Origin of the sequence: Escherichia sp. KTE31 (genome assembly GCF_000407925.1) — a bacterium.
GTDB lineage: Bacteria > Pseudomonadota > Gammaproteobacteria > Enterobacterales > Enterobacteriaceae > Escherichia > Escherichia ruysiae.
Genome location: NZ_KE136726.1, coordinates 628,405 through 649,781, shown reverse-complemented (window position 1 = coordinate 649,781; position 21,377 = coordinate 628,405). Strand labels below are relative to the sequence as shown.

Sequence of the window (21,377 nt, the reverse complement as noted above, 5' to 3'; positions counted from 1 at the left end):
TGGATTATCTTTCTGACAGAGATTAGCGACGAACAGCGATCGCTTCGATCTCAATCTTCACGTCTTTTGGCAGACGAGCAACTTCAACGCAAGAACGTGCCGGGAAGGTAGCGTTGTGTTCGGTGAAGAAGGCTTCGTAAGTCGCATTTACGGTTGCGAAGTCGTTCAGATCTTTCACAAACACGGTGGTTTTAACGATGTCGCCCACTTTCAGGCCAGCCGCTTCCACGATCGCTTTCACGTTATCCAGTGACTGACGCGCTTGTGCTGCTACGTCTGCCGGTACTTCGCCAGTTTTCGGGTTTACCGGGATCTGACCGGAGGTGATGATCATACTGCCCAGATCAACGCCCTGAACATAAGGTCCGATAGCTGCCGGTGCATTTTCCGTAGCGATAGTTTTGCTCATGATTTCTCCTTTATTACAGCGGTAAAAAGTCTGGCTCATTATAGGGAGCCAGACTTTTATTACCAACCGCAATTAATTGGCCAGTACCACATTATGGGAAAACTCTTTTTCGCAGTATTTGCATTTGAGCGCGATGTCATTGGCGCGTTTTCGCACTGCAAAGCTGGAAGAAACCGGTTCGGCATGGCTGATACAGTTGCTGTTTGGGCAGACCAGCACATTGTCGATGCGCTCCGGCAGGCTGGGGCGCGATTTACCAACCACTTCATAGTTGTCGATACGATTTACCGTGGCTTGCGGTGCGTACAGCGCCAGTTGGTCTACCTGATCTTCACTCAAAAAGGTATTTTCGATCTTGATCAGATCCTTACGACCCATCTCGCCAGAAGGCAGGTTCAGGCCGATGGTGATACGCTGATCCGTTTCGGTCAGCTTGAACAGACTCAACAGCTTAAAACCGATCTGGGCGGGGATATGGTCAATTACCGTGCCGCGTTTAATAGCTTCAACCTGCAATTTATTATCGTGTGTCATCTCAATTTCCCCTTACAGTACCAGATCGCGATTCAGAACCAGCGCCAGTAACGCCTGGCGAGCGAAAATCCCGTTGCCTGCTTGCTGGAAGTACCAGGCGTGCGGCGTTTTATCGACATCCGTTGCAATTTCATCAATACGCGGCAGCGGATGCAGCACTTTCATATTGGCTTTGGCGTTGTGAAGATCGCTGGCGCGCAGGACAAACTGCGCTTTTACGTTGGCGTATTCGGACGGATCCAGGCGTTCTTTTTGCACGCGGGTCATATACAGAATGTCCACTTCCGCCATCACTTCTTCAATGGAACTATGCAGGCTCCAGGCGATCCCTTTTTCATCAAGCATGTCCAGAATGTACTGCGGCATTGCCAGCGCGTCCGGCGCGATGAAGTAAAAACGGTTGCCGTCGAACTTCGCTAACGCCTGAGTCAGGGAGTGAACGGTGCGGCCATATTTCAGGTCGCCGACCATTGCGACGCGAAGATTGTCCAGACGTCCCTGGGTTTCCTGAATGGTGAACAGATCCAGCAAGGTTTGCGTCGGATGTTGGTTGGAACCATCACCGGCGTTCAGCACCGGCACATTGCCGGAAAACTCAGTCGCCAGGCGCGCCGCACCTTCCTGTGGATGGCGCATCACAATTGCATCGACGTAAGTGCTGATAACCGAGATGGTATCAGCCAGCGTTTCACCTTTTTTTCCCAGTGAGGTGTTTGCGCTGTCAGAGAATCCCACCACACTAGCGCCCAGGCGGTGCATCGAGGTTTCGAAAGAGAGGCGGGTGCGGGTTGATGCTTCGAAGAAGCAACTGGCAATCACTTTATGTTTCAACAACTCTGGTTGCGGGTTTGCTTTCAGTTTCGCCGCTGTCGCCAGCACCAGATTAAGGTCATCGCGACTAAGGTCATTTATGGAAATGATGTGTTTTTGATATAGCGGATTAGCCATGTTTATCTCCTGACGCCTGGGCAAAAAAAAGCCCCTCGATTGAGGGGCTGGGAATGGGTGATCAACGGGAAGAAAAACGGCAGGCCAGCGTCTTTTTTCAGACGCGGTAAGACAAAATGTCGAACACACTGAACCATACATCCTCCCGGCAAATTGTCCGGCATTATACTCAGCCAGAAAGTGGGATCAAGCGATTAATGCAAGAAATTCCCCAGGTAAACGATTGTTGTGAATTTATATGCTTAAAATTTGAATTTATAACGAAATGAATTTGCGGGGGAATGTGGGTGGAAAAATATGCGCTGGCGCAATCAGGCGGCAAAAAATGCTGGTATGGCAGTAAGGAATTACGTATAACAAGAGAAATGAAACGATGTTTTAATTGAGGGAATGAAAAAATGATCATCGGAAATATTCATAATCTCCAGCAATGGTTACCGGAAGAGTTACGCCAGGCGATTGAGTATATTAAAGCGCACGTTACGGCAGAAACGCCAAAAGGTAAGCACGACATCGAAGGCAACCGCCTGTTTTATCTTATCTCTGAAGATATGACCGAGCCGTATGAAGCACGCCGTGCGGAGTACCATGCCCGCTATCTCGATATTCAGATTGTGCTAAAAGGGCAGGAAGGCATGACCTTCAGCACACAACCTGCGGGCACGCCGGATACCGATTGGTTAGCCGATAAAGACATCGCCTTTTTGCCAGAAGGTGTTGAGGAGAAAACAGTTATCCTCAATGAAGGCGACTTTGTCGTGTTCTATCCGGGTGAAGTACACAAGCCACTGTGCGCAGTGGGCGAGCCAGCCCAGGTTCGCAAAGCGGTTGTGAAAATGCTGATGGCGTAAGTGGATTATGCTGGAGGCGACGTTACGCCGCCTCCGGTACTGGCGTTATTGGGCGAGCGTCGCAACCATTACCGCTTTGATGGTATGCATGCGGTTTTCCGCCTGATCAAAAACAATACTGGCGGCAGATTCAAAGACCTCATCCGTCACTTCCATCCCACCGTGCAGGCCAAACTCTTCTGCCATCTTTTTACCTAGCGTCGTTTGGTCGTCATGAAACGCGGGCAGGCAGTGCAGAAATTTGACGTCTGGATTACCGGTCAACTGCATCATTTTGCTATTCACCTGATAATCACGCAGCAATGCAATACGTTCTGCCCACTTCTCTTTCGCTTCCCCCATCGACACCCACACATCGGTGTAAATAAAGTCGGCCCCTTTAACGCCTGCTGCGATATCTTCTGTCAGCGTAATATTCCCGCCATTTTGCTGCGCCAGGGCGCGGCATTCCGTAACCAGCGAAGCTTCCGGCCAGCACGCTTGTGGCGCTACCAGGCGTAAATCCAGACCGGTCAACGCCGCAGCTTCCAGCATTGAGTTACCCATGTTGTTGCGTGCATCTCCGGCATAAACCAGCGTCATCTCATTGAAAGCTTTACCTGGTAAATGCTCCTGCATGGTCAGCAGATCCGCCAGAAGCTGTGTAGGATGAAACTCATTGGTCAGGCCGTTCCATACCGGAACACCTGCATATTCCGCCAGCGTTTCGACAATCTCCTGACCATAGCCGCGATACTGAATACCGTCATACATGCGACCAAGTACGCGGGCGGTATCTTTAATCGACTCTTTATGGCCAATCTGGCTGCCGCTTGGGCCGAGATAAGTGACACGTGCGCCCTGGTCATATGCGGCAACTTCGAAAGAGCATCGGGTACGAGTCGAGTCTTTTTCGAAGATGAGCGCGATATTTTTACCTGTGAGTCTGGCTTCTTCTTTACCGCTTTTCTTATCGGCTTTCAGCTTCGCAGCTAATTGCAGCAGGCTGTTGAGTTCAGCTGGCGTGAAATCGAGTAATTTCAGGAAATGTTTATGATAAAACCCGGACATAGATCCCTCCAGTGGCTAACGCTGTAATGAATTAAAATTCAATTTATATGGGTGATTATTCATTTGCAAGCCTAAAACATAAATCTTTGTCACAAAGGTGGAGGCAATGTCAGTGGTGTGTGACAATAAGAGTATCGGCAGGACATTAAGAGGAATGAGCCATGGCAAACCCGGAACAACTGGAAGAACAGCGTGAAGAAACGCGTTTGATTATTGAAGAATTACTGGAAGATGGCAGCGATCCGGACGCGCTGTACACCATCGAACATCACCTTTCCGCAGACGATCTGGAAACCCTGGAAAAAGCAGCGGTTGAAGCGTTTAAACTCGGTTACGAAGTGACCGATCCGGAAGAGCTGGAAGTGGAAGATGGCGATATCGTAATTTGCTGTGACATCCTCAGCGAATGCGCGTTGAATGCCGATCTTATCGACGCCCAGGTTGAGCAATTGATGAACCTAGCAGAGAAATTCGACGTTGAATACGACGGTTGGGGTACTTACTTTGAAGATCCTAACGGCGAAGATGGCGACGATGAAGATTATGTCGACGAAGACGATGACGGTGTTCGTCACTAATTAATTGATTAAAATGCCCGCTAGTACACACTAGCGGGCATTTTTTTAGAGTTGACGCAGCATCCGCACTTCACAATCGACATGGCCCGTGCAACCAAGTGCGTAATCGATATGTTGAAAACCTAAATGTTCATACAAACCAATCGCTTCTTTTAAAAAAGCGGTCGTTTCCAGATAGCAGCGTTTGAAGCCCATTTCTCGCGCCTGCTCCATCGCCATTAAGGCCAGTTTTTTCGCCAGTCCTTTACCGCGAATAGCAGGGAGAAAATACATCTTTTGCAGTTCGCAAATGTCCGATTCACTACCTGCTAATGGCGCAATCCCGCCGCCGCCCACCACTTCGCCATTGTGTTCAACTACCCAATACGCATGACCAGGCTGACTATACACTTGATACAATTCGTCGAGATTGGGATCGGCGACGGTGTAGCCTTTATCAGCGGTAAGACCGTATTCTGCGGATACCTGGCGGATGACGCTGGCGATGGCGGGATTATCGGCGGCAGTAAGTTTGCGCAAACGGAGCGCGGGAGAAGCGACAACATTCATAGCATAGCTCAATTTCAAATGTATGATTTATAGCTCACTTTAATACCACCCTCGCTTATGCGGTGCAAGAAGAAGATAAATCAGAAAATATTAAGCATATATCTCTTTGAGAAAGCGTATTCTAGGCGTACCAGTATCAATTTACTGGGATTATTATCTATATGAATGGAATTTATTTTAGGGATATGATTCATGAATGGTGTAAACGTCGGGAAAGATAATTCTCGTCACTCATTTGTTTTTACAGGCAAAGGTGGTGAGTATTTTCTTATTTGTCTTGTGAATTTTTTACTGACAATTATTACTCTGGGAATATATGGGCCGTGGGCATTGGTGAAATGCCGTCGTTATATTTATCAACATGTGACACTCAATGGGCAACCATTTAGTTATAAGGGAACTGGTGGTGCCATTTTTGTTAGCATGTTCCTTATTATGGTCGTTTATCTTCTCAGTATTTCTTGTTTTTCAGGCCAGCACTTTGTTCTTGGTTTTCTCCTGTTTGCTCTCTTGATCTGCGGTATTCCTTGCATGGCAGTGAAGAGTCTGCAATATCAGGCGAACATGACCTCACTGAATGGCATTCGCTTTGGCTTTAACTGCTCGATGCTCCGTGCATGGTGGGTCATGTTAGGTCTGCCTGTTCTGTTGGCGTTAGCTTTTTGGTTCGCACTGTATCTTATTGCGCAAGTGACGACATCGATAGGAGGATTATTCTTTAACTTAGTCGCGTTAAGTTTGCTTTCTGCCATCGGGCTGGGTGTTGTCCATGGTATAACCTATAGTAAATGGATGCCATTGCTGGGTAATAATGCAACTTTTGGCATTAATAAATTTTCTATTCAGGTAAACGTAAAAGAATGCATTAAAGGATGTACACTCGCAATATTAACTATGGCTCCTTTCATCATTGTGATTGGTATTATGATTGCGCCAGTATTCCAGCAGTTAATAATGATGAGCATGTTGGGGCAGTCTGATGCAGGAGGTGAGCTTGTATTGCAATATTACCCGCAGATTACGGCTTCCTACTTCCTGTATTTTGTTGCGATTCTTGTGTTTTCCATTTATCTCTATGTCACGTTACGCAATCTGTTTCTGAATAATTTAACGCTGGCAAATGGAACAATTCGTTTTCATTCGTCCATTACCACGTTCGGTATGCTTCTGCGCATGTTTGCAGTATTAATGGGAGCCTCAATCACCTGTGGCCTGGCTTACCCCTGGTTGAAAATGTGGATGATTAGCTGGATTGCCAACAATACCCACGTTCAGGGTGACCTTGATTCGCTGGAGTTAACCAATGATGACAAACCGCAGGATAGCGGTCCGTTAATGTGGATTTCTCGCGGTATCATGCCGTATGTTCCGTTTATCTAAATAAAAAGGCCGGAGTATGCTCCGGCCTTCATTTTCTTTACTGTATTGATTACAGTGCAGCGATAACAGCCTGCTGTTCAATCAGCTTCGCTTTCGCTTCTGCATAGCCTTCCAGCTTCTCACGCTCTTTAGCGATGACCGCTTCCGGTGCGCGGGCGACAAAGCCTTCGTTCGCCAGCTTGTTCTCGATACGGCTGATTTCACCTTCAATCTTCGCCACTTCTTTCGCCAGACGCGCCAGCTCATCTTCTTTGTTGATGAGGCCTGCCATCGGGATCAGCAACTCTGCGCCGTCGACGATCTTAGTAACGGAAACCGGACCTTTGTCATCGGCAGGCAGCACGGTGATGCTTTCCAGACGCGCCAGCGTTTGCAGGAAGCCACGGTTTTCATTCACGCGACGCTCTGCATCCGCGCTGCAACCACGCAGCAGCAGCTCCAGCGGTTTGCCCGGGGCGATGTTCATTTCCGCACGGATGTTACGTACCGCAACGATCGCTTGTTTCAGCCACTCGGTATCGGCCAGTGCGGCTTCATCAACCTGAGATGCATCGTACTGCGGGAACGGCTGCAGCATGATGGTGTCAGCGGTGATGCCGCAAAGCACTTTTACGCGCTGCCAGATAGTTTCGGTGATGAACGGAATGATCGGATGCGCAAGGCGCAGCAGACCTTCCAGTACCGTAACCAGCGTATGGCGAGTACCGCGCAGCTCGGCCTCGGTTCCGCCGTTCATTACCGGCTTGGTCAGCTCCAGATACCAGTCACAGAACTGGTTCCAGGTGAATTCATACAGAATGCCTGCAGCGATATCGAAGCGGAAGCTATCCAGTGCTTCGCGGTACGCTTTGATGGTCTGGTTGAACTCCGCCAGAATCCAGCGATCCGCCAGCGACAGCGTCATTTCGCCGCCGTTGAAGCCGCAATCCTGACCTTCTGTGTTCATCAGCACAAAGCGGCTGGCGTTCCACAGTTTGTTACAGAAGTTACGGTAACCTTCCAGACGCTTCATATCCCAGTTGATGTCACGACCAGTAGAAGCCAGCGCCGCCAGGGTGAAGCGCAGGGCGTCAGTACCGTGCGGCTCAATGCCGTTCGGGAACTGCTTCTCGGTGCGCTTACGGATTTTGTCCGCCAGCTGCGGCTGCATCATGTTGCCGGTACGTTTTTCCAGCAGTTCAGGCAACGAAATACCGTCGACCATATCCAGCGGGTCAATAACGTTACCCTTGGATTTGGACATCTTCTGGCCTTCGTCGTCACGAATCAGGCCGGTCATGTAAACAGTGTGGAACGGCACCTGCGGTTTGCCATTTTCATCTTTGATGAAGTGCATGGTCATCATGATCATGCGGGCAATCCAGAAGAAGATGATGTCGAAGCCAGAAACCATCACGCTGGTTGGGTGGAACTGACGCAGGGCGTCGGTGTTTTCCGGCCAGCCAAGAGTAGAGAAGGTCCACAGCGCGGAAGAGAACCAGGTGTCGAGAACGTCTTCGTCCTGACGCAGCGCGACGTCCGCGCTCAGGTTGTTTTCCTGACGCACTTCATCTTCGTTGCGGCCAACATAAACGTTACCCGCTTCGTCGTACCATGCCGGGATACGGTGACCCCACCACAGCTGACGAGAGATACACCAGTCCTGAATATCGCGCATCCAGGAGAAGTACATGTTTTCGTACTGCTTCGGTACGAACTGAATGTCGCCGTTCTCAACTGCTTCAACCGCCGGTTTCGCCAGCACGTCGGCACGAACGTACCACTGGTCGGTCAGCATCGGTTCGATAACCACGCCGCCACGGTCGCCGTAAGGAACGGTCAGGTCGTGCGGTTTAATTTCTTCCAGCAGGCCGAGTGCGTCAACCGCAGCAACGACTGCTTTACGCGCGGCAAAACGCTCGAGTTTCTGGAACTCTGCCGGGATTTCGCTGGAATAAACGTCGGATTCGTTGCCTTTGGTGTCGAACACCTGGGCGCTTTCACGGATATCGCCGTCGAAGGTCAGAATGTTGATCATCGGCAGGGCGTGACGTTTACCGACTTCATAGTCGTTAAAGTCGTGTGCCGGAGTGATCTTCACGCAGCCGGTGCCTTTTTCCATGTCGGCGTGTTCGTCGCCAACGATCGGAATACGACGGTTAACCAGCGGCAGAATGACATATTTGCCAATCAGATCTTTATAACGCGGATCTTCCGGGTTAACAGCCACGCCGGTATCGCCCAGCAGGGTTTCCGGACGGGTAGTCGCAACCACCAGATAATCTTTACCATCTGCGGTCTTCGCACCGTCAGCCAGCGGATAGCGGATGTGCCACATAGAACCTTTCGATTCGCGGTTTTCCACTTCCAGGTCAGAGATAGCGGTACGCAGTTTCGGATCCCAGTTTACCAGGCGTTTGCCACGGTAAATCAGGTCTTCTTTATACAGACGAACGAAAACTTCTTTCACCGCATTGGACAGACCTTCGTCCATGGTGAAGCGTTCACGCTCCCAGTCTACGGAGTTGCCAAGACGACGCATCTGACGGGTAATGGTGCCGCCGGATTCTGCTTTCCATTCCCAGATTTTGTCGATGAAGGCTTCGCGGCCATAGTCGTGACGGGTTTTACCTTCTTCTGCGGCAATCTTGCGCTCAACGACCATCTGGGTAGCGATCCCGGCGTGGTCAGTACCGACCTGCCACAGGGTGTTTTTACCCTGCATACGCTGATAGCGGATCATGGTATCCATGATGGTTTGCTGGAAGGCGTGACCCATATGCAAACTGCCGGTGACGTTCGGCGGCGGGATCATGATGCAGAAACTTTCCTGGCTTTCATCGCCATTAGGCTTAAAGTAGCCCTGCTTTTCCCAGTGCTCGTAAAGCGGCTGTTCGATATCTTGTGGGTTATATGTCTTTTCCATTATTTCCAGGTTGCCGTATTCAGGTTGAAACCAGCCACGCGGTAGGCTTTATAGCGTTCGCGCGCTAGTTGTTTCAGAGAATCTTCATAAGGAACGAAGTCTACCACTTCTGTGAAAGCGGTGGCAAAATCTGCAAAGCTTGTTCGCAGACTAATCAATATATCGCGCGGGCTGCTGCTACGTTTTTGCGGCCAGGCGATCTCCACCGGCGCACCGCCGCGCGGTCCTTCTCCCGCTAAATTGTGCGGAACAAAACTTTCTGCCGGACGCGCCCACAGGGCTTCATCCAGCCGGTAAGCCTGCTTTTCATCTTCACAGGCGATGAGCACGCGCTTACCGCTGCGCCAACGTTCTGCGGCAATTTCACACACCAGTTGCTCAACGGCGCTTAAGCCATCGACGGTGGTGTCATTGTCCAGAAGGTAGAACGTTGCGTTTTTCATATATGGGGCTTCTTGTGGTGGATTTAAATATGCATCTTGTAATACACAGCATTGCCTGATGCGACGCTGTCGCGTCTTATCAGGCCTACGAGTTCGGTGCTCTGTGTAGGTCGGATAAGGCGTTCACGCCGCATCCGACAAGAACAACATCGCTTGATGCAATTACTCTTCGCCGTTAAACCCGGCGCGGTTTAACAGGAACTGTGCCAGCAACGCTACCGGACGACCGGTTGCGCTTTTTGCTTTTCCAGAACGCCATGCGGTTCCCGCGATATCCAGGTGCGCCCAGTTGTACTTACGGGTAAAGCGCGACAGGAAGCAACCTGCGGTAATCGCCCCGCCAGGACGCCCGCCAATGTTCGCCATATCAGCAAAATTGGATTCCAGCTGTTCCTGATACTCATCACCCAGCGGTAAACGCCATGCGCGGTCGCCAGACTGTTCAGACGCGGCAATCAGCTCATGAGCCAGCGGATTATGGTTCGCCATCAGGCCGGTGATGTGATGACCCAGCGCGATTACGCAGGCACCGGTCAACGTCGCTACGTCAATTACCGCTTCCGGCTCAAAACGCTCAACGTAAGTTAACACATCGCACAGCACCAGACGGCCTTCGGCGTCGGTGTTTAGTACTTCAACGGTTTGACCGGACATGGTGGTTAACACATCACCCGGACGATAGGCACGACCGCCTGGCATGTTTTCGCACCCTGCCAGAACGCCGATAACGTTAATCGGCAGTTGCAGCTCCGCGACCATCCGCATCACGCCGTAAACCGCCGCCGCGCCGCACATATCGTACTTCATCTCATCCATGCCTTCTGAAGGCTTGATCGAGATACCGCCGGAGTCGAAGGTTAAACCTTTACCCACCAGCACAATCGGGCGCGCATCTTCTGACGCATTACCTTTGTACTCAATCACCGACATCAGCGATTCGTTTTGTGAACCCTGACCAACTGCCAGATAGGAGTGCATCCCCAGCTCTTTCATCTGCTGTTCGCCGATAACGCGGGTGATGACATTCTTGCTGTAGCTGTCAGCCAACTGGCGCGCCTGAGAGGCGAGGTAAGCGGCGTTACAGATATTCGGTGGCATATTGCCGAGATCTTTCGCGGCTTTGATCCCGGCGGCAATCGCCAGACCGTGCTGGATCGCGCGCTCACCGCTGGTCAGTTCGCGGCGGGTCGGCACGTTGAAGACCATCTTACGCAGCGGACGACGCGGCTCGGTCTTGTTTGTTTTCAGCTGGTCAAAGCTGTAGAGCGTCTCTTTTGCCGTCTCGACCGCCTGACGCACTTTCCAGTAGTTGTTGCGACCTTTGACGTGCAGCTCGGTCAGGAAACAGACCGCTTCCATTGAACCAGTATCATTCAGTGTATTAATGGTTTTCTGAATAACCTGCTTGTACTGACGCTCATCCAGCTCACGTTCTTTGCCGCAACCAATAAGGAGGATGCGCTCGGAGAGCACATTTGGCACATGGTGCAGCAACAGGGTCTGCCCCGGTTTTCCTTCCAGTTCGCCCCGACGCAGCAGGGCGCTGATGTACCCATCACTGATCTTATCGAGCTGTTCTGCAATCGGAGAAAGGCGACGTGGTTCGAAGACGCCCACGACGATGCAGGCACTCCGCTGTTTCTCCGGGCTACCGCTTTTTACACTAAACTCCATGCACTACGCTCCTGAATCTTAAAGACAACGGCGGTGGCTACAGATAGAATTGCAAGCTTTCGTAACTCATGTCCGCTGTTGCGATGACTTCGTGTTAATCTTAACGTTATTACGGCATTGGCACGTCAGAACAAAATCTGAGAGGTGAATCCGTTGAGTATAATTATCTTAGCGACGATTTCGACGACTCAAGAGAATAAATGACGTTTAAGCCATGAAACAAGCTAAAATCCTGCAAAAGACGAGTTTTTACGGGCGTATTTAAAGTGATAATCATAAGATATCTGGTTCGGGAGACGCTCAAAAGCCAGCTGGCGATACTCTTCATCTTGCTTTTGATCTTCTTCTGTCAAAAGTTAGTGAGGATACTCGGCGCAGCGGTTGACGGCGACATTCCGGCGAACCTGGTGCTCTCCCTTCTCGGGTTGGGCGTGCCGGAAATGGCGCAGCTTATCCTGCCATTAAGCCTGTTCCTCGGGCTGCTGATGACGTTGGGTAAACTGTATACCGAAAGTGAAATTACGGTAATGCATGCCTGCGGCCTGAGCAAAGCGGTTCTGGTGAAAGCGGCAATGATCCTTGCGGTATTCACGGCAATCGTCGCGGCGGTTAACGTGATGTGGGCGGGACCGTGGTCATCGCGTCATCAGGATGAAGTGTTAGCAGAAGCGAAAGCGAACCCTGGCATGGCGGCGCTGGCGCAAGGGCAATTCCAGCAAGCGACCAATGGCAGCTCGGTGCTGTTCATCGAAAGCGTTGACGGCAGCGATTTCAAAGATGTGTTCCTCGCGCAAATTCGACCAAAAGGCAATGCACGACCTTCTGTGGTGGTGGCCGATTCCGGACATTTAACTCAGTTGCGGGATGGCTCTCAGGTGGTGACTCTCAACCAGGGAACTCGTTTCGAAGGCACTGCACTGTTACGTGATTTCCGCATTACTGACTTCCAGGATTATCAGGCGATCATTGGTCACCAGGCGGTGGCGCTCGACCCGAACGATACCGACCAGATGGACATGCGCACGTTGTGGAACACCGACACCGATCGCGCCCGTGCGGAGCTAAACTGGCGTATCACGCTGGTATTCACCGTGTTTATGATGGCGTTGATGGTCGTACCGCTGAGTGTGGTTAACCCGCGTCAGGGACGCGTACTATCGATGCTGCCAGCCATGCTGCTGTATCTACTTTTCTTCCTGATCCAGACCTCCCTGAAATCGAACGGCGGTAAAGGTAAGCTGGACCCGACGCTGTGGATGTGGACCGTTAACCTGATTTATCTGGCTTTGGCGATTGTTCTCAACCTTTGGGACACCGTGCCGGTCCGCCGCCTGCGCGCCAGTTTTTCGCGTAAAGGAGCGGTGTGATGCAACCTTTTGGCGTACTTGACCGCTATATCGGTAAAACTATTTTCACCACCATCATGATGACGCTGTTCATGCTGGTGTCGCTCTCCGGCATTATCAAATTTGTCGATCAGCTGAAAAAAGCCGGGCAGGGGAGTTACGACGCGTTAGGCGCAGGAATGTATACCCTGCTGAGCGTGCCGAAAGATGTGCAAATCTTCTTCCCGATGGCGGCTCTGCTGGGGGCGTTGCTTGGTCTTGGGATGCTGGCGCAGCGCAGCGAACTGGTGGTGATGCAGGCTTCTGGTTTTACCCGTATGCAGGTGGCGTTGTCGGTAATGAAAACCGCCATTCCGCTGGTCTTGCTGACGATGGCGATTGGCGAATGGGTCGCACCGCAGGGCGAGCAGATGGCACGTAACTACCGTGCACAGGCGATGTACGGCGGCTCGTTGCTCTCTACCCAGCAAGGCTTATGGGCGAAAGATGGCGACAACTTTGTCTACATTGAGCGGGTTAAAGGTGATGAAGAGTTAGGGGGTATCAGTATTTATGCCTTTAACGAAAATCGTCGTCTGCAATCTGTGCGCTATGCCGCTTCCGCGAAGTTTGATCCTGAACATAAAGTCTGGCGTCTGTCGCAGGTTGATGAATCTGACCTGACTAATCCAAAACAAATCACCGGTTCGCAGACCGTGAGTGGCACCTGGAAAACCAACCTCACGCCAGACAAACTGGGCGTGGTGGCGCTGGATCCGGATGCACTCTCCATCAGCGGTTTGCACAACTATGTGAAGTATCTGAAGTCGAGCGGTCAGGACGCTGGACGTTATCAGCTCAACATGTGGAGCAAAATCCTCCAGCCGCTATCCGTGGCGGTGATGATGCTGATGGCACTGTCGTTCATCTTCGGCCCACTGCGTAGCGTGCCGATGGGCGTGCGCGTGGTTACCGGTATCAGCTTCGGTTTTGTGTTCTATGTACTGGATCAGATCTTCGGCCCGCTGACGTTGGTTTACGGCATCCCGCCGATCATCGGCGCACTGTTGCCAAGTGCAAGTTTCTTCTTAATCAGCCTGTGGCTGTTAATGAGAAAATCGTAACCAGATGAGTGAAGAAAGGGAGCGAAAGCTCCCTTTTACATTGTTGGCAAAGTGCGCTTTATTCATGCCGGATGTGGCGTGAATGCCTTGTTCTGCCTACAAAATCATGCAAATTCAATATATTGTAGTGGCGTAGACCTGATAAGACGCGATAGCGTCGCATCAGGCAAAGACAAATCGCACCTGACTTACCTTTTTCTCCCTCCCAGCAAGCTTCCCAGCACACCGCGTATAATCTGGTTCGTGACCTGGCGGGCGGCACTTTTCGCCATAGTCTGCACTACGCCATCTTTCTTTCCGCCACGCGGTCCGGTAGTGCCAAACAAAATGTCCTTTAACCCACCGAGAATACCGTCATCCACAGCCATCTCTTTTCCTTTGGCTGGTGGATTATTTTGCTGTTCGGTACTGGTTTGCACTCCTTTTTGCAGCATCTCATAGGCAGATTCCCGATCCACGTCATCTTCATACTTGCCATATACCGGCGAGTGATTAATCAGGCCGTTACGCTCATCTTCCGTCACAGGTCCCATCCGTGAACAAGGCGCAATCACCATTGCACGCTCCACCACAGAAGGACTACCTTTCGCATCCAGAAATGAGATCAACGCTTCGCCGGTTCCCAGCTCCTGGATTGCCTTTTCTGTATCAAACGCTGGATTGGGTCGCATGGTTTGCGCTGCCGTCTTCACTGCTTTCTGGTCTTTCGGCGTAAATGCACGCAGAGCGTGTTGAACGCGATTCCCCAACTGCCCGAGTACGTTGTCGGGTATATCCGAAGGGTTTTGCGAGACAAACCAGACGCCCACGCCTTTCGAGCGGATAAGCCGTATTACCTGCTCAATTTTATCCAGCAGCACTTGCGGTGCATCGTTAAACAGCAGATGCGCTTCGTCGAAGAAAAAGACGAGTTTCGGTTTATCCAGATCCCCCGCTTCCGGCAGTTGCTCATACAATTCAGAAAGCATCCACAGCAGACTGGCAGCGTACAGTTTTGGCATCTGGTAGAGCTTTTCGGCGCTAAGGATATTGATAACGCCTTTGCCGTTGGCATCGGTACGCATCCAGTCTTTGATATCTAGCATTGGCTCGCCAAAGAAATGCGTCGCTCCTTGCTGCTCCAGCGACAGTAATCCGCGCTGGATTGCACCAACAGATGCGTTACTGATATTGCCATACTGATTCTGGAATGATTTGGCGTTATCTCCGATGTACTGGGTAATGGCCCGAAGATCCTTAAAGTCGAGCAACAACAGTCCCTGATCGTCAGCAATGCGGAAGATGATATCCAGCACACCAGTTTGCACGTCGTTGAGATTTAACAGTCGTGCAAGCAACAGCGGCCCGAGATCCGATACCGTTGCCCGTACTGGATGACCTTTCTCACCAAAAATATCCCACACCACCACTGGATTCGCATGTGGTTGCCAGTCGTTGACGCCGATACTTTTCAACCGAGCGAGCAGTTTTTCCGAGGTCGTACCTTCCTGTGCAACCCCGGTCAAATCGCCTTTCACATCGGCCATAAACACAGGTACACCGATTTCTGACAGTGATTCCGCTAGTTTTTGCAGCGTGACAGTTTTACCCGTCCCCGTTGCGCCAGTAATCAGCCCGTGACGGTTAGCCATAGCGGGTAATAAAAACAGTTCCGTGTCAGGTGTGCGTGCAATTAAAAGTGGTTCGCTCATGAGATTTCCTCCAGTTCCCTGCCTGGAGTATAGGCACGGTTGAAAAGTTTTCACCACTAAATTCAGCCGATTGCGAGATGTCTTAAAGGCCGGGCAGAATCGACCTGATAAAGGGATCAGAAGTCGGCTTTCAGGACCACGCGGTAGCGCGCCTTACTGTCATGTACATGCTGGATGGCATCGTTAATTTTCGACATTGGGAACAGTTCGGTTGTTGGTGCGACTTTGCTGCGGGAAGTGTAGAGCATGGTCGGGCAGGTGCCTGGAGTGTGACAGAGGTTACACATCGTGGAAGACAATGCTGAAATTTTCAGCACTTAGCGAGGCAGGCGTAAGCTGGCGCTTGCATGGTGACGCGTGACAGGTATAATCCACAACGTTTTCCGCATACCTCTTCAGTGCCGAAGTGGCGAAATCGGTAGACGCAGTTGATTCAAAATCAACCGTAGAAATACGTGCCGGTTCGAGTCCGGCCTTCGGCACCAAAAGTATGTAAATAGACCTCAGCTGAGGTCTTTTTTTATGCCTGAAATCCGCGCCACACAAGGCTTTTCCAGCTTTTCTCCTCAACTGAAGTCAACCTGACTCAACCCACATCACCCGCAATATCGATCGCAGCATCTGGCGCGATCTCATGCTGAAGTCCGGGATGTTGACTCTGATGGATGCCGAAGCCCGCAGTCAGTGGGCGAAGAATCTGGAGGAGGGCGATCTTCCGGCGATTAGCGAAGCCAACATCCTGAGTACCTTTGAACAACTCCACAACAACAAGCAGGACGTTTTCGAACGTGGGATTATCAATGTATTTAAGGGATTGAGCTGGGATTACAAAACTAATAATCCCTGTTATTTCGGTAAGAAGATTATCGTTAACAATCTGGTGAAGCATGACAGATGGGGCTACAGCCTGAACTGGGGCTGGCGGCGAGATCAGCTTGCCGATCTGGAACGGATGTTCTATCTGCTGGATGGGAAGACCATTCCCGATAACCAGCATGATGTTGCGATTCGGTTTATGGACTTCGTTAGTGCTCACCCGCATGAGCAGGTATTTGATGACGATTTATTTGTCATCCGCTATTACCAGAAAGGCAGTGGGCATATCACATTCAAGCGACTGGATCTGGTGGATAAGATGAATGACATTGTGACGAAGCACTATCCGTCAGCGTTATCAGCAAAATGAATGTCGTATGTTTGCTATCTAAAATGTCGTATTTTTGCTACTCTTTATGCAATGACTCAGGAGGCGAATATGACGATAAAAGCACGCATTCAGTCACGACTGAAACGTTCTAAACGTTACGTATTCACTCGTGACGACTTTAAAGATATTGCAGGCTACGATCAGGTTGGTCGGGTATTGCGCGATCTTGTCAGGGAAGGGCAACTGTTGAAGGTTGGTTATGGCGTATATACCAAAGCACGGCGGAACGGTATTACAGGCAAGGTAATGCCAGCGGCTCCCGGAGGCTCTTCAGCGGTGATTGTCGAAACGCTGGAACGCCTGAAAGTACGCTATCGTTTTGCTGGCGCAACGCAGGCATACAACAGCGGTACTTCTACGCAGATCCCAGCTTCACCGGAGATAAAAACCCCCCGGCGTTTTAAACGCGTATTATCTGTAGGGAACAGCAGATTAAATGGATGATTTAACCACTCTTTTTTCTGAAGTGGCTGACGCGCTTGGTATTGAGTCTGTCGCAATTGTGGAAAAAGATCACTATATCGTTGAGCTTTTGCAATTACTTAAACCTCTGGTGTTCGATACTCATCAATTGGTGTTTGCCGGAGGAACAGCTCTGGCAAAATCAGGTGTCGCACTTAATCGCATGTCGGAAGATGTGGATATCAAACTGGTGCCTAAGGATGCATTTCAGACACTTTCCCGCACTCAGCGAAAAAATACCCGTAAAGAAATTTTTCAGGCAGTTTCCAGTGCAATAGCTTCATCGGGTGTGTTCAATTTTGATGATGATTACCCAAAAGTGACGCGGGATGAATATCGTTATAATGACATACCTGTTCGTTATCCACAGCGAGTGGTGCAGGCACCTTGTTTGCGTCCTTTTATCCGGCTGGAACTGATGGAAGCGAAGCTACTGGAGCCCTCTGAATTACGGGATATTCATTCACTGGTAACAGGGATCACGGGAAAAGCGGCTATTGTTTCAGCGTTTCCATGCGCAACTATCATTAGCACACAGGCTGAAAAGCTGGTGGCGATGTTACGTCGTACTGCGGCAGTTGTGCGAGATGTTGAGCGATTTGATGATGCATCGCTGGTACGTCATATCTACGATACAAACTGTATTGTTGAGACGAGTCATGTTGATATGAGTCTGCTCGTTGATTTTGTTCAACAAACTATTGAGCAGGACATTCAGCGTTACGGCAACCAGTACCCGCAGTTTTGCGCGTGTCCAGTTGATGAGTTAAAAATGGGACTGGATGAGTTGGCGAACAATCCTCTCTACCAGATGCGCTATCAGCAGTTTGTTTCTCCAATGGTGTATGGAGAGCGAAAGATCACATGGGATGAGGCTTACTCCAGGTTTAGGAGCTTAGCGTTATCCATCCTGAATGCTTGATATGCAGCATTTGTCTTTACTTGAAATTCCGATAAACATTGTGAAGCGTTAAAGTACCGACTGATTATTCAGGTTGTTGATTTCTCAGAGAATCGCGCTGAGTATACAAAGTGATTTTTGGGTTAATAAATCACATTAATTTCAATGGATTATGTTTGAAAGAGCGGTGCGGCCTTCGCACCACATCGTATGCACATCAAGTCGCTCAAGGGCGGCTTTTTTTGTGTCTATGACCCGTCCTGAATAGCGTTGACACGTTCCAGACTTAAATCCGGAGAACGTGATGATGACTGAGTTCAAACGCACCCAACGTGATTATCCTCTATCCTTTAAAATAGCTGTTGTTGAGCAGGTTGAAAAAGGCGAGATGACCTATAAACAGGCCCAGCAGCGGTATGGCATTCAGGGGCGCTCCACCGTTCTTGTCTGGTTGCGTAAATATGGCCGGCTTGACTGGAGTCCCGGACTTCCTGATCTGGTGAAGAGGAAACTGCCTGTGACTCAGACAACTATCCCGCTCACACCCGAGCAAAGAATCAGGGAACTTGAAGAGCAGCTTGAGCTGGCGAACCAGAAAGCTGAGTTTTTTTAGTCGGTTATCAATGTCCTGAAAAATGATTATGGGGTGAGTATCGTAAAAAAGCGGCCCGGCAAGTCCTCGCGCAAAGTTCGGCCCCAAAAATAACTGTTACGCGTGCATGTCAGTTCCTGGGGCACAGCAGACAGGCATGGTATCAGGACAACGCAAGGCGCAGAAAACGGCAGGAACATCATGCTCAGGTTCTTGATTTTGTTGCCCGTATCAGATGTCGTCAGCCTCGAATCGGTGCGCGTAAACTGCACTATCTGCTGAACACTCAGGCCGATAAAAGGCTGAATATCGGACGAGACCGCCTGTTTAACCTGCTGGATGAATACCGGCTCCTAGTGCCAGTAAAGCGGGCATATCACAAAACCACCAACAGCCATCACCGCTTTTACCGGCATCCCAATCTGCTGAAACCCGGCCCGGAGCAGATTACCGCCCTTGAGCCAGAGCAGGTCTGGGTTGCCGACATTACTTACCTTCCCCTGCTCAGCGGCATGGCTTATCTGAGTCTGGTCACTGATGCCTGCTCCAGAAAAATCATGGGTTACCATGTCGGGGAAAATCTGCAGACAGAAAATGTGGTAAAAGCGTTCAGACAGGCTCTGAGGCGAAGAAAAACGACAGGTCCTCTGGTACATCACTCTGACAGAGGGTTGCAATACTGTTCAGCTCTTTATCAGTCAGTCCATGAGAGAAACGGAATAACCTGTTCAATGACTGATGGTTATGACTGCTACCAGAACGCACTGGCTGAGCGAATAAACGGTATCCTGAAAAATGAGTTTTTACTCTCGCGTCCTGCAGACCTGATGCAGGCCCGGGAAATGGTAAAAGAGTCCGTGACAATTTATAACTGTGAGCGGCCACATCTGACCCTGAAATACAAAACGCCCGATGACGTTCATCAGGCGTTTTACAGACAGAAAAGTGTCAACTTATATCAGGACTAGTCATTAACTTATTGATGGCGAGTGCCTCTGCTTGTATTTCCCGGTTAGATAATAGTAAAAGCTTATAAACTAACGGACAGTAAACTATTAATAAAAGCGAAAGGGGGCTATCTGGAATACCTCGGCAACATGCCGCTGCCTGAACAGATTACAAATGTCGCTGTATTCGAAGATGTGTATCGTTTCCTGTTGAATGGTTCCGGCGGTTGGAGTTGCGCCGTACTGATGAGGCTGCTGTCCGTGTCTTCCTTTAGAATTATCGATATCGCCATTGTGATGCAATAGGTAAACCGCAGCGCCTCATGTCTTCCGTGTGCCGGATCATTGCTATCGAACCAGGCACCAACGTGCTGTAGTACATCGTTCTGCTAATGATGCGGAGAGGGGAGATGTATCGTAAGAATTATTTTGCAATAAATCTAACGAATCCAACATAGGGTAAGAATAAAAGGGTAGGCCATGAAACCTACCCAGTATGGTTATCTTTTATTTATCTTATCTAAAAGATGTACCACAGATTTGCCAACAGCAAATGACAGATTAACAGGAACAGCATTTCCTATTTGCTTATATTTCGCTGACATTGGGCCTTCAAATACCCAGTCATCGGGAAAGGTCTGTATTCTTGCATACTCACGCACAGTTAATGGTCTTGTTTCTTCTGGGTGGCAACGCTCTGTTTGTTTCTGTGCTGGGGCACATGTTAATGTTAGGCTTGGTTCATCCCATGACAAGCGACGAGCCATACCAGTTTTGCCCCCTCCTAAGTAAAAACTCTTGAGCATGTATTCTTTTTGAATATCTTCTGGAAGATCTCTCCAATAGCCACCGGGAGGAACCATACTTAGGATCTCTGCTTTTCTTTTGGGATATTTTTGTCCCTCAGATTCTGGCACGTCGCTATCGTACAACACTCCCTTTTTTAATGCATCTTTAAGGGTTAATATTTTATTGTAAGAAGAAGGCCACTCATAATCGATGCCATCAGCAAGATCATTTCTTACAGCTACAATGATCAAACGCTCGCGTTTTTGCGGCACTTTGTAGAAAATAGCCTTAAGTACTCTCGGCTCAAATAAAGTGTAGCCCAAGTCTGTGATAATATTTTTTATTGTTTCTAAAGTTCGTCCATCATCATGATTTAGCAACCCTCGAACATTCTCTGCTAAAAGAACTTTCGGATTGATTTCTTTAGCGGCTCGGGCGAATTCAAAGAAAAGGGTGCCCCGTGTATCTTCAAAACCAAGTTTTTTGCCTGCATAAGAGAATGCTTGGCAAGGAAAGCCACCAGCCAGCACATCAATGGTATTCCTATAAGGTGTGAAGTCTACTTGGCTCACATCACCTTCAACCACATTCCATTCAGGCCTATTTTTTCGTAACGTCTTACAAGCATGGGAGTCAATTTCATTTAGTAAAACAGATTTTAAACCGGCTTTTTCTAAACCTAAAGCCATCCCCCCTGCGCCAGCAAATAACTCTAATACAGTATAAACATTATTGCTTATTTTAGTCTCATCAGACCACTGGCTTTTAAATAAAAACTGAGCTTGTTCAAAATTTTTAAGTTGCTCTTTTTTATAAAATCGATAGTTGTTTTCGTCATTTCTTTGAGAAACTAATTTTCCAGCAGTATCCCAACGCCTTAAAGTTTCTTTTGAAACGCCCAAAATGTCTGCAACTTCTGAAAGTGAAAACTCTTCCTTTAACATATTTAGTAACCATGCCAACATTAGTCATGGTTACTACTGTATGGGTTTACATGTACTTTGTCAAACGTTGATCA

The 21,377-nt window shown here is 49.5% G+C and carries 19 protein-coding genes, 1 tRNA gene and 4 pseudogenes; 12 read left to right on the top strand and 12 right to left on the bottom strand.

Translation table 11 applies throughout. The features are described 5' to 3' along the window. Positions 1 to 22 precede the first annotated feature (22 nt). The 4 genes from WES_RS02590 to pyrL form a co-directional block, all read right to left on the bottom strand. On the bottom strand, positions 23 to 409 hold the full coding sequence (locus WES_RS02590; protein WP_000047542.1) for an enamine/imine deaminase: 387 nt from the start codon (positions 407 to 409) through the stop codon (positions 23 to 25). Positions 410 to 481: 72 nt separating this feature from the next. Then, entirely contained in the window at positions 482 to 943 is a 462-nt protein-coding gene (pyrI, locus tag WES_RS02595) for an aspartate carbamoyltransferase regulatory subunit (RefSeq protein ID WP_000148581.1), read from the bottom strand. 12 nt (positions 944 to 955) lie between these two features. Beyond that, positions 956 to 1,891, bottom strand: a complete 936-nt coding sequence (gene pyrB / locus WES_RS02600) for an aspartate carbamoyltransferase (protein ID WP_000013052.1) — start codon at positions 1,889 to 1,891, stop codon at positions 956 to 958. Positions 1,892 to 1,893: 2 nt separating this feature from the next. Then, positions 1,894 to 2,028, bottom strand: coding sequence for a pyr operon leader peptide (gene pyrL, locus WES_RS0121840; protein ID WP_001296693.1), 135 nt, complete (start codon positions 2,026 to 2,028; stop codon positions 1,894 to 1,896). A 261-nt stretch (positions 2,029 to 2,289) separates the two neighbouring features. On the opposite strand from pyrL, the gene tabA reads away from it, so the two are divergent. Then, the gene (gene tabA, locus WES_RS02605) at positions 2,290 to 2,742 is read left to right on the top strand and encodes a toxin-antitoxin biofilm protein TabA (RefSeq protein ID WP_000583474.1); all 453 of its coding nucleotides are present in this window, start codon (positions 2,290 to 2,292) and stop codon (positions 2,740 to 2,742) included. Positions 2,743 to 2,787: 45 nt separating this feature from the next. On the opposite strand, the gene argF is transcribed toward tabA, so the two are convergent. Next, on the bottom strand, positions 2,788 to 3,792 hold the full coding sequence (argF, locus tag WES_RS02610; RefSeq protein ID WP_000012938.1) for an ornithine carbamoyltransferase: 1,005 nt from the start codon (positions 3,790 to 3,792) through the stop codon (positions 2,788 to 2,790). A gap of 161 nt (positions 3,793 to 3,953) precedes the next feature. On the opposite strand from argF, the gene rraB reads away from it, so the two are divergent. Then, entirely contained in the window at positions 3,954 to 4,370 is a 417-nt protein-coding gene (rraB, locus tag WES_RS02615; RefSeq protein WP_000002947.1) for a ribonuclease E inhibitor RraB, read from the top strand. 45 nt (positions 4,371 to 4,415) lie between these two features. Here rraB and WES_RS02620 read toward each other — a convergent pair whose 3' ends face one another. Then, on the bottom strand, positions 4,416 to 4,919 hold the full coding sequence (locus tag WES_RS02620; protein ID WP_016160001.1) for a GNAT family N-acetyltransferase: 504 nt from the start codon (positions 4,917 to 4,919) through the stop codon (positions 4,416 to 4,418). A 192-nt stretch (positions 4,920 to 5,111) separates the two neighbouring features. On the opposite strand from WES_RS02620, the gene WES_RS02625 reads away from it, so the two are divergent. Continuing rightward, positions 5,112 to 6,299, top strand: a complete 1,188-nt coding sequence (locus WES_RS02625; protein ID WP_016160002.1) for a YjgN family protein — start codon at positions 5,112 to 5,114, stop codon at positions 6,297 to 6,299. 49 nt (positions 6,300 to 6,348) lie between these two features. Here the strand turns inward: WES_RS02625 and valS are convergent, their stop codons facing one another. The 3 genes from valS to pepA form a co-directional block, all read right to left on the bottom strand. Continuing rightward, positions 6,349 to 9,204: a valine--tRNA ligase gene (valS, locus tag WES_RS02630; RefSeq protein WP_016160003.1), complete on the bottom strand. Its 2,856-nt coding sequence runs from the start codon at positions 9,202 to 9,204 to the stop codon at positions 6,349 to 6,351. Then, on the bottom strand, positions 9,204 to 9,647 hold the full coding sequence (gene holC / locus WES_RS02635) for a DNA polymerase III subunit chi (RefSeq protein WP_000786399.1): 444 nt from the start codon (positions 9,645 to 9,647) through the stop codon (positions 9,204 to 9,206). Before holC ends, valS begins: the two co-directional genes overlap by 1 nt. Before the next feature lie 162 nt (positions 9,648 to 9,809). Continuing rightward, a complete protein-coding gene (gene pepA / locus WES_RS02640; RefSeq protein WP_016160004.1) occupies positions 9,810 to 11,321 on the bottom strand; it encodes a leucyl aminopeptidase in 1,512 nt (503 codons plus the stop codon). Between the two features lie 153 nt (positions 11,322 to 11,474). Between pepA and ytgA the strand changes: the two genes are divergently transcribed. From ytgA to lptG, 3 genes are all read left to right on the top strand, one after another. Next, positions 11,475 to 11,525 carry a protein YtgA gene (ytgA, locus tag WES_RS24430; protein ID WP_211180521.1) on the top strand — a complete coding sequence of 17 codons (51 nt, stop codon included), beginning with the start codon at positions 11,475 to 11,477 and terminating at the stop codon, positions 11,523 to 11,525. 62 nt (positions 11,526 to 11,587) lie between these two features. After that, positions 11,588 to 12,688, top strand: a complete 1,101-nt coding sequence (lptF, locus tag WES_RS02645) for an LPS export ABC transporter permease LptF (RefSeq protein ID WP_000584114.1) — start codon at positions 11,588 to 11,590, stop codon at positions 12,686 to 12,688. Then, positions 12,688 to 13,770: an LPS export ABC transporter permease LptG gene (lptG, locus tag WES_RS02650; RefSeq protein ID WP_016160005.1), complete on the top strand. Its 1,083-nt coding sequence runs from the start codon at positions 12,688 to 12,690 to the stop codon at positions 13,768 to 13,770. The genes lptF and lptG overlap by 1 nt, the downstream gene beginning before the upstream one ends. A 188-nt stretch (positions 13,771 to 13,958) precedes the next feature. Here lptG and WES_RS02655 read toward each other — a convergent pair whose 3' ends face one another. Together WES_RS02655 and WES_RS23785 are read right to left on the bottom strand one after the other, a co-directional pair. Further along, positions 13,959 to 15,461 (bottom strand): helicase HerA-like C-terminal domain-containing protein, encoded by a 1,503-nt coding sequence (locus tag WES_RS02655; protein WP_016160006.1) that lies wholly within the window; start codon positions 15,459 to 15,461, stop codon positions 13,959 to 13,961. 116 nt (positions 15,462 to 15,577) lie between these two features. Then, positions 15,578 to 15,709: pseudogene (locus WES_RS23785) on the bottom strand (alcohol dehydrogenase); the annotation flags it as partial. Between the two features lie 152 nt (positions 15,710 to 15,861). On the opposite strand from WES_RS23785, the gene WES_RS02660 reads away from it, so the two are divergent. The 6 genes and pseudogenes from WES_RS02660 to WES_RS24605 all read left to right on the top strand — a co-directional run. Further along, positions 15,862 to 15,946, top strand: a tRNA-Leu gene (locus WES_RS02660). A gap of 110 nt (positions 15,947 to 16,056) precedes the next feature. Then, positions 16,057 to 16,647: pseudogene (locus WES_RS02665) on the top strand (DUF4942 domain-containing protein); the annotation flags it as partial. A 69-nt stretch (positions 16,648 to 16,716) separates the two neighbouring features. Further along, on the top strand, positions 16,717 to 17,112 hold the full coding sequence (locus WES_RS02670; protein WP_000152739.1) for a DUF6088 family protein: 396 nt from the start codon (positions 16,717 to 16,719) through the stop codon (positions 17,110 to 17,112). After that, positions 17,105 to 18,052: a nucleotidyl transferase AbiEii/AbiGii toxin family protein gene (locus tag WES_RS02675; RefSeq protein ID WP_016160008.1), complete on the top strand. Its 948-nt coding sequence runs from the start codon at positions 17,105 to 17,107 to the stop codon at positions 18,050 to 18,052. The genes WES_RS02670 and WES_RS02675 overlap by 8 nt, the downstream gene beginning before the upstream one ends. Before the next feature lie 283 nt (positions 18,053 to 18,335). Beyond that, positions 18,336 to 19,591, top strand: a pseudogene (locus tag WES_RS23780) (IS3 family transposase). 129 nt (positions 19,592 to 19,720) lie between these two features. Beyond that, positions 19,721 to 19,979, top strand: a pseudogene (locus WES_RS24605) (hypothetical protein); the annotation flags it as partial. Positions 19,980 to 20,070: 91 nt separating this feature from the next. On the opposite strand, the gene dcm reads toward WES_RS24605, so the two are convergent. After that, positions 20,071 to 21,303, bottom strand: a complete 1,233-nt coding sequence (gene dcm, locus WES_RS02685) for a DNA (cytosine-5-)-methyltransferase (protein WP_024195157.1) — start codon at positions 21,301 to 21,303, stop codon at positions 20,071 to 20,073. Positions 21,304 to 21,377 lie beyond the last annotated feature (74 nt).